Annotated in this window: 8 protein-coding genes and 5 pseudogenes; 6 read left to right on the forward strand and 7 right to left on the reverse strand. The window is 62.0% G+C overall.

The window, feature by feature from the left end; genetic code table 11:
* The first annotated feature begins 40 nt into the window (after nt 1–40).
* Both parA and V474_RS24210 read left to right on the forward strand, forming a co-directional pair.
* Complete coding sequence (gene parA / locus V474_RS24205) at nt 41–694, forward strand: ParA family partition ATPase (protein ID WP_007686145.1); 654 nt, start codon at nt 41–43, stop codon at nt 692–694.
* The gene (locus V474_RS24210; RefSeq protein WP_007686146.1) at nt 691–1,005 is read left to right on the forward strand and encodes a ribbon-helix-helix domain-containing protein; all 315 of its coding nucleotides are present in this window, start codon (nt 691–693) and stop codon (nt 1,003–1,005) included. The genes parA and V474_RS24210 overlap by 4 nt, the downstream gene beginning before the upstream one ends.
* Before the next feature lie 63 nt (nt 1,006–1,068).
* On the opposite strand, the gene V474_RS24215 is transcribed toward V474_RS24210, so the two are convergent.
* The 3 genes from V474_RS24215 to V474_RS24225 all read right to left on the reverse strand — a co-directional run bounded on the left by V474_RS24215 (nt 1,069) and on the right by V474_RS24225 (nt 4,215).
* Nucleotides 1,069–2,181, reverse strand: a complete 1,113-nt coding sequence (locus V474_RS24215; protein WP_007686147.1) for a replication initiator protein A — start codon at nt 2,179–2,181, stop codon at nt 1,069–1,071.
* An 885-nt stretch (nt 2,182–3,066) separates the two neighbouring features.
* Complete coding sequence (locus V474_RS24220) at nt 3,067–3,546, reverse strand: hypothetical protein (protein WP_236711430.1); 480 nt, start codon at nt 3,544–3,546, stop codon at nt 3,067–3,069.
* Between the two features lie 75 nt (nt 3,547–3,621).
* The gene (locus tag V474_RS24225; protein ID WP_013039114.1) at nt 3,622–4,215 is read right to left on the reverse strand and encodes a recombinase family protein; all 594 of its coding nucleotides are present in this window, start codon (nt 4,213–4,215) and stop codon (nt 3,622–3,624) included.
* A gap of 139 nt (nt 4,216–4,354) precedes the next feature.
* On the opposite strand from V474_RS24225, the pseudogene V474_RS24230 reads away from it, so the two are divergent.
* A pseudogene (locus tag V474_RS24230) lies at nt 4,355–4,807 on the forward strand (DUF4158 domain-containing protein); the annotation flags it as partial.
* Between the two features lie 35 nt (nt 4,808–4,842).
* On the opposite strand, the gene V474_RS24235 reads toward V474_RS24230, so the two are convergent.
* Nucleotides 4,843–5,436 carry a recombinase family protein gene (locus V474_RS24235; RefSeq protein WP_013039114.1) on the reverse strand — a complete coding sequence of 198 codons (594 nt, stop codon included), beginning with the start codon at nt 5,434–5,436 and terminating at the stop codon, nt 4,843–4,845.
* Between the two features lie 139 nt (nt 5,437–5,575).
* Between V474_RS24235 and V474_RS27035 the strand changes: the two are divergent.
* From V474_RS27035 to V474_RS25345, 3 pseudogenes are all read left to right on the forward strand, one after another.
* Nucleotides 5,576–7,512: pseudogene (locus tag V474_RS27035) on the forward strand (Tn3 family transposase); the annotation flags it as partial.
* A 10-nt stretch (nt 7,513–7,522) separates the two neighbouring features.
* A pseudogene (locus V474_RS27040) lies at nt 7,523–9,367 on the forward strand (Tn3 family transposase); the annotation flags it as partial.
* Nucleotides 9,368–9,423: 56 nt separating this feature from the next.
* Nucleotides 9,424–9,675, forward strand: a pseudogene (locus V474_RS25345) (helix-turn-helix domain-containing protein); the annotation flags it as partial.
* A gap of 15 nt (nt 9,676–9,690) precedes the next feature.
* Here the strand turns inward: V474_RS25345 and V474_RS24245 are convergent.
* The 3 genes and pseudogenes from V474_RS24245 to V474_RS25940 all read right to left on the reverse strand — a co-directional run.
* A complete protein-coding gene (locus tag V474_RS24245; RefSeq protein ID WP_059153716.1) occupies nt 9,691–10,125 on the reverse strand; it encodes a hypothetical protein in 435 nt (144 codons plus the stop codon).
* 77 nt (nt 10,126–10,202) lie between these two features.
* Nucleotides 10,203–11,303, reverse strand: a complete 1,101-nt coding sequence (locus V474_RS24250) for a replication initiation protein (RefSeq protein ID WP_044663677.1) — start codon at nt 11,301–11,303, stop codon at nt 10,203–10,205.
* A 347-nt stretch (nt 11,304–11,650) separates the two neighbouring features.
* A pseudogene (locus V474_RS25940) lies at nt 11,651–11,891 on the reverse strand (IS6 family transposase); the annotation flags it as partial.

The following is an 11,891-nucleotide window of genomic DNA, read 5'->3' on the forward strand; positions in this document are numbered from 1 at the left end:
ATGACCACATGCAAACATGCGATCATGTAAGGATATTCACATGCCAACAATCGCGATCATCAGCCAGAAGGGCGGCGCGGGGAAAACCACCCTCGCCTTGCACCTGGCCGCCGCCGCCGAGGATTCCGGGCATACCGCCCTTGTGATCGACGTCGACCCGCAGGCGACGGCGAGCCAGTGGGCGGCATGGCGACAGGATGCGCCCCCGGTCGTGATCGACAGCGCGCCCCCTCGCCTTGCCGCCAAGATCGAGCAGGCGACGGGCCAGGGCGCGGCGTTCATCGTAATCGACACCCCGCCCCACGCCGACAGCGCCGCCAGCGCCGCCGTCGAGGCGGCCGACCTAGTGTTGATCCCTTGCCGCCCCAGCGCGTTCGATTTGGCGGCGATCAAGACGACCGCCAGCCTTGTGAAGATGCGCGGCAAGCCTGCTTTCGTGATCTTCACGGCGGGAAGCCCGACCGCGCCGCGCATGTATGACGAAGCCGCGCAGCTCGTGCAGGATTATGGGCTTGACGCCTGCCCCCACCATATCGCGGATCGCGCCGCCTTTCGCCACGCGGCGGCCGAGGGCAAGACGGCGATGGAGATCGAGCCGAGCGGCAAGGCGGCCGATGAGGTGCGCCAGCTTTACAAGTGGACATGCGAGCATGTAAACATGCAAGCATCTAGGAAGCGGAGGGCCAACGCATGAGCCGGAAGGGATCATTGCTCGCATTGCGGGATCGCGATGCAGCGCCAGCGCCGGCGATGGTCGAGCCGGAGGGGAGGGCGGCCGCGCCGATCGCCCGTGGCACTGGCGCAGGCTCCGGCAGCGGATCGAGCAGCAACCCGGTTGCGCCGAGCCGTCAGGGCAAGAAGGCCATGACGGGCTATTTCAGCCCGGAAATGTCCTTCGCCATGCACATGACCGCCCGCAAGCACGGCATGAGCCTACAGGACGCGATGGCCGAGGCGTTCAACGACTGGCTTCGCAAGATGGGGGAAAGCCCTGTAGGCAAGTGAGCATGTCCACATGCAAACATGCGGGTAAGTAAACATGGCCGCTTGCCCGCATAGAGCAGGGGATCAGCGTAGTGGTTTGCGTTCGTGCCGTTTCTTGCAGAAGCCGAGGAAGGCCCCGGCAGGGCTTTTGAGTTCGGGCTTGCCCATGTCGTGCCACCACGACACCCATTCGTCATAGAGCGCATACACGTCATAGCCTGGCGCGGCCGTCTTGGCGTCGTGCATGGTTTCCGGGTCGATATAGGGCGCATCGTCGCCGGCGCTGGCGACCGGATCGGGCTTGGATTTGAGGCCCGAGCGGTTGCGGAACAAGATCACGTCATCATCCATCGTCACCGCATAGTCGGGGAAATGGCCGTGATCGGCGTCATGCTCGCAGACCTTCTTGACCAAGGCCCGGAACACTCGGAGCGGGCTGTTCGAGCCGCATTTCTTCTGTAGCAACTCTAGGCCGATCTTCCATTCGTCCTTCACGCCGCAATGCTTGCGCGCCAGTTCATACATGCGCCGCTCGAACGGCTTGCGGAGCCGGAAATAGTCGCGGTGGAGCGTCAGGACGTTCTTGCTGATGACCGAGCGATAGACCCAATCCGACAGGGTGATTTCGAGATCAAGCATCCGGCCATCGAACGTCTTGCGCGTGATCTTGGCCTCTTCGATCAGGCCGAAAATCCGCGTTTCTTCGACACCGCCCGTTTGAATATTGGTCCGCACCGTGGTCCCGCGCAGGCGGGTGAGGGCGTCGGCCATCAGTCGATAGCCTTCGCCGCTGGTTTGCCGGTTGGTGGCGACGAGCATGTCATAGGCTTGCAGGCGCACCGTGCGGCTAGGTTGCTCGCCCTGGTTCATCTTCGCGACGAGCTGCGAAATGCAGTAGATCAATATGTCCTTGTCGTGGATCGTCGCCAGCCCCTTGCCCGAGGGGATAATCTCGATGACGTTGCCGTTATGCTCGTAGCGCCGCGTCCGGTTGTCGGGCTTGGTCGAGAGCGAAAACACCGGATGCTCCATTGAGGCCATGTCATCCTTGGGGATGGCGTCCAGCACGTCGCAGATGAACAAGTCCTGGTTGGGATGGCGCACCGGCAGCAGCGGCGTGCGATCGTCGCCGTCCACGGCCGAGACCGGCGCGGCGATCGGCGCGTCAAACAGGGAAGGGGAGGGGTCTATCGTCATTTCACTAACGCTAGGGCTACTATCGTCATTTCACATACGCAAGCGGATTATCGTCATTTCAGATTCACCGCCGCGCTATCGTCATTTCGATTACGCTTGAGCGCGGCAGGGAAGGCCTGGCGCTATCGTCATAGTGGATTCGCCTTTTCGTCACTCTGGATTCGCTTTTTCGTCAGAGCGGATTCACCGCGCGGCAAATTTCTGCCAAAAAAGCGAGGATTTCTGCGCCTTTCCGGGCAGGCCGAATTTCCGTAACACATCACTAAACCCATATTTTAACACTAGGCTGACCTGTGGATAACTTCAGCGGAAGATTATGACGAGAGGCTGGATCATCGTGGTTTCACCCACCAGCGTCCCGCCAGATCGGACAGCTTGTCCCGAAAATCGGGACAACGGCAGCGCGACTCACCAGCGCCGCGCTTCAGGCACAATCAGAAAGAAGAAAAACACCGCCTCTTGGGGCTTCGCCCCGCCGGCTCGCGGCCTTCGGCCGCCCCGGATCGCTTTAGCGATCCTCCCACCCGGCATCCCCATGATGAGCCGGCTTCGCCGGCACGCTTTTTGTTAGAAAGGGGATCGTTTAAACGCTGCGCCTCCATCGCAGCCACAGCGCCAGCAGCACCGTCGCAATTGGCTTTCCAGAAAAGCCAGGCGGATAGGACAGCGATCAATCCGAGAGGGCAGGGCAGGCGGAAATGTCGCCACAGGCGCGATTTCCGGGCCGCTGGGCCTCATTTCAGACGTTCGGCAAGGTCGGGGAGGGTTCGGCCGGCATGGCGCTCTACGGGCTTCCCAGGCGGCTGATTTTTTGGAAAGCTAGATGGCCTCTGTGCATTGTAGGGACACGGATTCACGGTAGGCATCGACGTCAGGGGTAGCGAACTATTTGCGCAGGTTCTCGATGCCAAGTTCGCGCCATATCCAAGTGAAGTCGTAGGTGGCCATCGGGTCGTTCGCGTCGAGTTGGCTGCTGCTGCGGTTTTCGAGATGCTTGAGCCACCCGGCTACTCGGTGCCGGCCTGCGGCAGTTTGAACGGCTGCGCGCGGGGTGATGTCGCCGAGCATGCCGACGGGTTCATCGAGCGTCGCGCGGTACTGACGGTCGAGCATGGCATGGATGAGCGGGGTTGCAACCTCTGGCGCAATGGCGGGTGCCGGTTCGGATGATGTCAGCCCCTCGGCCCGCGCCGCCATGGCCTGTTCGACCGTCTCAATCGTGGTCAGCGGCGAGCCGACCAACCCGGCGAGCGCATCGTTGATAAGCGCGGTGCCGCGTTTCGCTCGCTCGGCCGAGGTGACGGCGAGCATCAGGGCGCGGCCTTTCAATTCGACATTGCCGAGCACCGGGGTGCCGTCCGCCATCGTCACACCCCACGCCATGCGCCCGGTGCTTTTCGCTTTTCCGGGGTGACTGCACGAAAGTGACTTATCTGCACGCTAAGAGCGAACGGACCGGGAACGCTGGGACTTTGTGTTCTTCTCCGTGGCTTCGAGGGCTTTGTAGAGGGCGGTTTTGCCGATCTTGAGGCGCGCGGCGGCCTCGCGAACTGTGAGGCCGGAAGCGATATGTTCGCGCGCCTTGCGGAGCTTGTCAGGTGTGACCACTGGCCGCCGCCCACCGGGGCGACCTCGCTCGCGAGCGGCCTTGAGGCCTGCATGGGTGCGCTCCCGGATCAGATCGCGCTCAAACTGGGCAAGCGAGCCGAAGATGTTGAACACCAGCATCCCGCCCGAAGTGGTGGTGTCGATGTTCTCGGTGAGCGAGCGGAACCCGATACCTCGCGTCGCTAGCTCGCCGACCTTCTCAATCAGATGGCTCATCGAGCGCCCAAGACGGTCGAGTTTCCAAACCACCAGCGTGTCGCCGCTGCGCAGATAGGCGAGCGCCTCGGCCAGGCCGGGCCGATCGGCTTTTGCACCAGATGCGTGATCGTCGAATATCCGGTCGCACCCGGCCGCGTTCAGCGCGTCGAGCTGGAGTGAGAGCTTCTGGTCTGCCGTCGAGACGCGCGCATAGCCGATCAACGCCACATGCAGCCCAATCCTGTCCGTTTTCCCATCATTATCTGATCTTGTCCGAATCGCCGTTATAGGTCCAGAGTTAACGGACATATTCCTGCTGGCCGCCAGAGGACCGTCTGACGGACACGCAAAGCGAAGGAGATGATGCTTGGCGAGACGGCGACTGGTGAGCCTGGAAATCTGGGCGAGGCATTATGGCGCGCCGCTCGATGAGCGCGAGATCGCGCGTCATTATACGCTGACCAGCGACGACCTGGAAATTGTCGGCCGCCGTCGCGGCGATGCCACCCGGCTCGGCTATGCGATGCTCATGCTATATATGAGATGGCCTGGCCGTGCGCTGGAAGCGGGCGAAGTCCCGCCCGCTCCTGTGCTCGCCTATGTGGCGCAGCAACTCGGCGTCGCGCCGGCAGCCTTCGCGGATTATGCCCATCGGGACCAGACCCGTCGCGAGCATCTCGTCGAAATCCGACGATCGCACGGGTTCAGGATTTTTGACCGCAACGCTTTCCGTGAAGTTGTCGCCTTCTCGGTCCCAATCGCGCAGACCATCATACACCCCGGCCAGATGGCAGACGTCATCGTCGATGAACTCCGGCGCCNGGGGTGACTGCACGAAAGTGACTTATCTGCACGCTAAGAGCGAACGGACCGGGAACGCTGGGACTTTGTGTTCTTCTCCGTGGCTTCGAGGGCTTTGTAGAGGGCGGTTTTGCCGATCTTGAGGCGCGCGGCGGCCTCGCGAACTGTGAGGCCGGAAGCGATATGTTCGCGCGCCTTGCGGAGCTTGTCAGGTGTGACCACTGGCCGCCGCCCACCGGGGCGACCTCGCTCGCGAGCGGCCTTGAGGCCTGCATGGGTGCGCTCCCGGATCAGATCGCGCTCAAACTGGGCAAGCGAGCCGAAGATGTTGAACACCAGCATCCCGCCCGAAGTGGTGGTGTCGATGTTCTCGGTGAGCGAGCGGAACCCGATACCTCGCGTCGCTAGCTCGCCGACCTTCTCAATCAGATGGCTCATCGAGCGCCCAAGACGGTCGAGTTTCCAAACCACCAGCGTGTCGCCGCTGCGCAGATAGGCGAGCGCCTCGGCCAGGCCGGGCCGATCGGCTTTTGCACCAGATGCGTGATCGTCGAATATCCGGTCGCACCCGGCCGCGTTCAGCGCGTCGAGCTGGAGTGAGAGCTTCTGGTCTGCCGTCGAGACGCGCGCATAGCCGATCAACGCCACATGCAGCCCAATCCTGTCCGTTTTCCCATCATTATCTGATCTTGTCCGAATCGCCGTTATAGGTCCAGAGTTAACGGACATATTCCTGCTGGCCGCCAGAGGACCGTCTGACGGACACGCAAAGCGAAGGAGATGATGCTTGGCGAGACGGCGACTGGTGAGCCTGGAAATCTGGGCGAGGCATTATGGCGCGCCGCTCGATGAGCGCGAGATCGCGCGTCATTATACGCTGACCAGCGACGACCTGGAAATTGTCGGCCGCCGTCGCGGCGATGCCACCCGGCTCGGCTATGCGATGCTCATGCTATATATGAGATGGCCTGGCCGTGCGCTGGAAGCGGGCGAAGTCCCGCCCGCTCCTGTGCTCGCCTATGTGGCGCAGCAACTCGGCGTCGCGCCGGCAGCCTTCGCGGATTATGCCCATCGGGACCAGACCCGTCGCGAGCATCTCGTCGAAATCCGACGATCGCACGGGTTCAGGATTTTTGACCGCAACGCTTTCCGTGAAGTTGTCGCCTTCTCGGTCCCAATCGCGCAGACCATCATACACCCCGGCCAGATGGCAGACGTCATCGTCGATGAACTCCGGCGCCTGCAGATCCTCCTGCCTTCTCCGTCGATTCTCGAAGCGGTGCTGCGGCGGGCGCGCCAGCAAGCCGAACAGCTTACCTATGAAGTGCTCACGAATGGCCTGCTGCCTGACACCCTTCAGGGCCTGGACGATTTGCTGGCCCGACGACCGGGGCAGGTCGCGACATGGCTATCCTGGATGCGCAATGCGCCACAATCGCCGGCAGCGCGCAACATCCTGCGCCTGATCGAACGGCTCGCCTATATCCGCGCGCTGGGCCTCGATCGCGCCCGTGCCGACATGATCCCGGCTTTGACTTTTGACAGGCTGGCGGACGAAGGCAGCCGCATCACACCCCAGCACCTTGGCGAACTCAATGCCCTGCGCCGCCATGCGACGCTGGCGGCAACCGGCATCCGGCTTGAGGAAAGCCTGACCGACGCCACCCTGACGATGTTCGACAAGCTGTTGGGCAGCATGGCGCGCCGCGCCGAGAACCGGACCCGCGACAAAGCCCTCAAGACGGTGCGCGAGTTGCAAGGCCACCTCCGGACGCTCACGGGGTCTTGCCGCCTCCTCATCGACGCGCGCAGCAAGGGCGTGGATTCTCTGGCGCAGATCGAGGCGCTGGACTGGCAGCACTTCGCCGTGGCCGTCGAGCAGGCCGAAGTGCTCGGGCGACCGGAAACCGTCGATCGCACCGCCGAATTGATCGAGCGGCATCGGACGGTGAAGCTCTTTGTCGGCGCTTTTCTCAACGCCTTCGAGTTTCGCGGCGCCGGCGCGGTTCAGGGGCTCCTGTCAGCGCTGGCCATCATCGCGGAGCTATATCGGACCGGCAAACGGCGCTTGCCTGATCGCGTGCCGCTACGCTTTGTGCCGCCCGCATGGCGCCCGTTCGTCCTGCGGGATGGCATCGTTGATCGTGCCGCTTATGAACTATGCGCCTTGTCGCAACTACGCGAGCGGTTGCGAGCCGGGGATATATGGGTCGCGGGAAGCCGGCAGTTTCGCGATTTCGACAGCTATCTCATACCGCCGGCGACCTTTGCGGCGCTGCGCGAGAAGGGGCCGTTGCCGCTCGCCATCGAAACGGATTTCGAGCGCCATATCGAGGAACGGCGCACCAGGCTCGACACGGCGATCGAGCAGGTAACGGTCCTTGCACGGCAAGGGGAGCTGCCCCAGGTTAAGCTTGACGAAAACGGTCTCATCATCTCGCCGCTGAAGGCGGCAACACCGCCCGCCACCGAGATTGCCCGTCGCGCCGCCTATGATCGACTGCCGCGCGTGAAGATCACCGATCTTCTGCTGGAGGTCGATGCCTGGACCGGGTTCAGCGAATGCTTCATCCATCGTCGTTCGGGCCGGGAAGCCGACGATCGCAATGCGCTGCTCACGGTCATCCTCGCCGATGGCATCAATCTCGGCCTCACACGCATGGCGGAAACCTGCCGGGGCGCAAGTCTGCGTCAGCTCGCCCATCTTCACGACTGGCATATTAGNCTCGGGCGACCGGAAACCGTCGATCGCACCGCTGAATTGATCGAGCGGCATCGCACGGTGAAGCTCTTTGCCGGTGCCTTTCTCAACACCTTCGAATTTCGCGGCGCCGGTGCGGTGCAGGGACTCCTGTCGGCGCTTACCATCATCGCGGAGCTATACCGGACCGGCAAACGGCGCTTGCCTGATCGCGTGCCGCTACGCTTTGTGCCGCCCGCATGGCGCCCGTTCGTCCTGCGGGATGGCATCGTTGATCGTGCCGCTTATGAACTATGCGCCTTGTCGCAACTACGCGAGCGGTTGCGAGCCGGGGATATATGGGTCGCGGGAAGCCGGCAGTTTCGCGATTTCGACAGCTATCTCATACCGCCGGCGACCTTTGCGGCGCTGCGCGAGAAGGGGCCGTTGCCGCTCGCCATCGAAACGGATTTCGAGCGCCATATCGAGGAACGGCGCACCAGGCTCGACACGGCGATCGAGCAGGTAACGGTCCTTGCACGGCAAGGGGAGCTGCCCCAGGTTAAGCTTGACGAAAACGGTCTCATCATCTCGCCGCTGAAGGCGGCAACACCGCCCGCCACCGAGATTGCCCGTCGCGCCGCCTATGATCGACTGCCGCGCGTGAAGATCACCGATCTTCTGCTGGAGGTCGATGCCTGGACCGGGTTCAGCGAATGCTTCATCCATCGTCGTTCGGGCCGGGAAGCCGACGATCGCAATGCGCTGCTCACGGTCATCCTCGCCGATGGCATCAATCTCGGCCTCACACGCATGGCGGAAACCTGCCGGGGCGCAAGTCTGCGTCAGCTCGCCCATCTTCACGACTGGCATATTAGCGAGGCCGCTTATGGCGAAGCGCTGGGAAGGCTGATCGACGCCCATCGCGCCATGCCACTCGCCGCGCTGTGGGGAGACGGCACCACTTCGTCGAGCGACGGACAGCAATTTCACGCTGGCGGTCGTGGGGCCGCGATCGGCGACATCAACGCACGCAGCGGCAACGAACCGGGCGTCGCCTTCTACACCCATGTCTCGGATCGATATGATCCCTTCGCGAGCAGGGTGATCGCGGCGACTGCCGGCGAAGCGCCTTATGTGCTGGATGGCTTGCTGTATCATCAGACCGGCCTGACGATTGAGGAGCACTACACCGATACAGGCGGGGCATCGGACCATGTGTTCGGCCTCATGCCCTTCTTCGGCTACCGCTTCGCGCCGCGCCTGCGCGACATCAAGGAGCGTCGTTTACACCTCCTTCCCGGCCAAGAATCCGGCCCCTTGCTTGCCGGCATGACGGCCGAACCGATCGCATTGGGTCATGTCGCGGCGCATTGGGACGAACTGCTGCGGTTCGCCACGTCGATCCGCACCGGCACCGTCACTGCTTCGGCAATGCTGCGCCGCTTGTCCGCCTATCCGCGACAGAACGGACTGGCCCTCGCACTACGCGAGCTGGGCCGCCTCGAACGCTCGATTTTCATGCTCGACTGGCTGCGCGACATCGACCTGCGCCGGCGCACCCAGGCGGGCCTCAACAAAGGCGAAGCCCGCAACGCGCTCGCCCGCGCGCTCTTCTTCAACCAGCTCGGCGAACTGCGCGATCGTCGGTTCGAGAACCAGACCTATCGCGCCTCCGGCCTCAACCTGCTCGTCGCCGCCATCATCTTGTGGAACACTCGCTATCTCGAAATGGCGCTGGCGGACATCGGCACAGCCGACGAAATCGCACGCCACATCGCGCCATTGGGCTGGGAGCATATCTCGCTGACCGGTGACTATAGCTGGAATGTTGAAGATCAACCCGATCCGGACGCCTTGCGACCGCTGCGCGCCGTCAACTCCCTACTTGCCGCGTGACGTTCGCTATCCGTTCGCCCTTTCCGTGCAGATACGTCACTTTCGTGTAGTCACCCCAATTTGCAGAGGTAATAATCGCGGTGTTGGGGATCGCAGCCAGTTGGGAGCGGGAGCGCATCACCGAGCGCACCGCCGCAGGGCGTGTCCAGGCAAGAGCGCGTGGTGTCAAATTCGGTCGCAAGGCGGCTCTCACCCCTCACCAGCAGTCCGAGGCACTGGAGAGACTGGCTGCTGGTGATACGCAGCGCACCGTCGCGGCGCTGTTTGACGTCAGTCAGGCAACGATATCGCGGCTCGTCGGACGATAGCGAGCTGCGCGCAGATCAATCATCTGCCTTGCCGAACAACCGACCAAAAAAGCCGCGCTTGGATTCCGCAGGCTCCGGGCCGGTCAGCAATCCTATCACCCGCGCCTGCGCCTCTCGCCGCTCATCCTCTGATTTGTCGAGCCTCTGCCGTAGATCGGCAACTACGCTATCGCGGTCCTGCAACTGTTCACGCAACAGTTCAATCTCACGTTGCAACCCCCCTGAATTTATTGGGGTTTCGCTGTTTCCAGAATGGGTTTCGGAGCGGGACTCGGCAACCGTTTCTTTCTGTTTCGGGGGGAACACCCGGAATAGTTCGGAAGTGTCTATGAGGTAGCCGTTATCGGTCTTCTCAGCATAGCTAAGACGGCCAGATTTAAGAGCTTTTGAGACGGTCCCCTTGCTGACCCCGGCCAGTTCGGCCCCTTTCGTCATCGAGACGGTTGCCATGCTTTATTCCCCCGTTTCCAACCGGGAACGTATCCCTGTTTCTATAGGGTATCGTGAAACCCAAAGAGCGACAACCACTAGGGTTTACTCCATTTTTCCGCGCAACCCCTTACCCAAGTCGTCCAGTCTTCACGCAGAGCATCGCCTCGGAGCTGACGCCGCTTGTCGGCTCGCACTCGCGCATATTGATCCGCCAATCGCTGAACCGCGTGTCCTCCACCATAGGTGACGCCGATCGCATGCAGCTCGACCGCGCCAAATTCCGTCACCTGATCGTCGGCAGGCCAGCGTAAAACATCGGACACACCCAGATTTGCAGCGGTCGCTGCGATGATCGCACTGGGGTCCATTATCGTCTCTGCCGTCCCATCTCGACGGGCGCGGCGACCGGCGCGATGTCGCTCGTTTTCTTCTTCGGCGGCAACCGCTGCGATTGGTGGTTTGCGGCGGAAGGTTATTGCGACCTCGATGACCTTGCGGCCCCGCCTTTTTGCAACGTCCCACGCCACGGAGAATTGTGGGACAAGCTGATTGATTTCGGCCGTCGCGGCATCGAGGACGAAACGCCGTAAGTCAGCGAACGAGCTATAAGCCCCCTCTGGAACGCCCAGCTTGGCGCGCAGGGTTTCCACATCGCCGCGCCAGATCGGCACGTCTCGCCGGTAGAGCAAGGCTCCGAGCTGGTATAGTTCGAGCGCATATTTGCTGTCGAAGGCCAGCACCGTTGCCCGATGCAGGAGGGCGTAGGCTTCGCTGTCTTTCAGAAGGTCGCGCGCACGCCGGGTGAAACGGTAGATCAACCACCCCTGTTCCCCTCCCTCAAACGTCTCTTCGATCATCTGGAAGGTGCGCCGCCCGTGGTCGCCGTCCACCTTGTCGGGCATTGCGAAGAAGATGCCCATCAGCTCGTCAATCGTCTCGGTAAGGCGATCGTTGGAATTGTGGGAGCCGCGCAACATGCGCTTGGCGATTCTGTGTTCCTGGTCGCGCCAGGCATCGCCAGCGGCCTGGTGCATCATCAAGGCAAAGACCTTGCGCGCTGACAGGCTCAGGGAAACCCCCCTCGCATAGCGGACTTCCACCAGTTCGCGCGGCTGCACTATCGTGTCGGAACCGCGTTCCTTCTCGATCCGTGCCACTTCCATCGTGCGGCCAGTTGTGTCGGCTGTCCCGTCCATAATCGGACATTCGGGCGAGGGGCGGGCAAGGTCAAGGTATTATGAGATGAGAGGCAAATTGCTCTCATCTCACGCACCCCATTTCTCATGATACCCCCACCCCAAAACTCACAATAGGGCACCCCATTTCTCATGATGCTCCACCCCATTCCTCATGAAAGTCCGGAATATGCCTTTATATTCAATGTGTTTGACACCCCCTGAATCATAGAATCCCAGAATCTAGAATCAACGCGGGCGCGCGAAGAGAATGCCGCTCTAAAGGACGAGGAATATGGAATTGGCCTTTCGGCGGCTCTGTTGCAAAGATTGGCGGCAGTCAGAGGTAGGCTGTCGCTCTGCGCCGATCAGGCGGCTGCTGCGAAATGGTGGTTGAGCATGCCCATGGCCTCCGTCAGCGCCGAGGGCCCAATGCCAAAAGCTCTCTCCACAAGGCGCACCTCGCCCCTGATGCCGGGCTGCAGGCACCAGGGGCGAGCCTGTCCTTTGCGCAGGGCTCGCATGACTTCGAATCCCTTGATCGTGGCATAGGCCGTGGGGATCGATTTGAAACCGCGCACCGGCTTGATCAGTATCTTGAGCTTTCCG

This window comes from Novosphingobium barchaimii LL02 (assembly GCF_001046635.1).
Taxonomy (GTDB): domain Bacteria; phylum Pseudomonadota; class Alphaproteobacteria; order Sphingomonadales; family Sphingomonadaceae; genus Novosphingobium; species Novosphingobium barchaimii.

Coding starts and splice junctions, on each gene's coding strand:
- V474_RS24250 (WP_044663677.1), bottom strand. CDS start 11,303: ATGGACGGGACAGCCGACACAACTGGCCGCACGATGGAAGTGGCACGG.
- V474_RS24245 (WP_059153716.1), bottom strand. CDS start 10,125: ATGGCAACCGTCTCGATGACGAAAGGGGCCGAACTGGCCGGGGTCAGC.
- parA (WP_007686145.1), top strand. CDS start 41: ATGCCAACAATCGCGATCATCAGCCAGAAGGGCGGCGCGGGGAAAACC.
- V474_RS24210 (WP_007686146.1), top strand. CDS start 691: ATGAGCCGGAAGGGATCATTGCTCGCATTGCGGGATCGCGATGCAGCG.
- V474_RS24220 (WP_236711430.1), bottom strand. CDS start 3,546: ATGGCGGACGGCACCCCGGTGCTCGGCAATGTCGAATTGAAAGGCCGC.
- V474_RS24215 (WP_007686147.1), bottom strand. CDS start 2,181: ATGACGATAGACCCCTCCCCTTCCCTGTTTGACGCGCCGATCGCCGCG.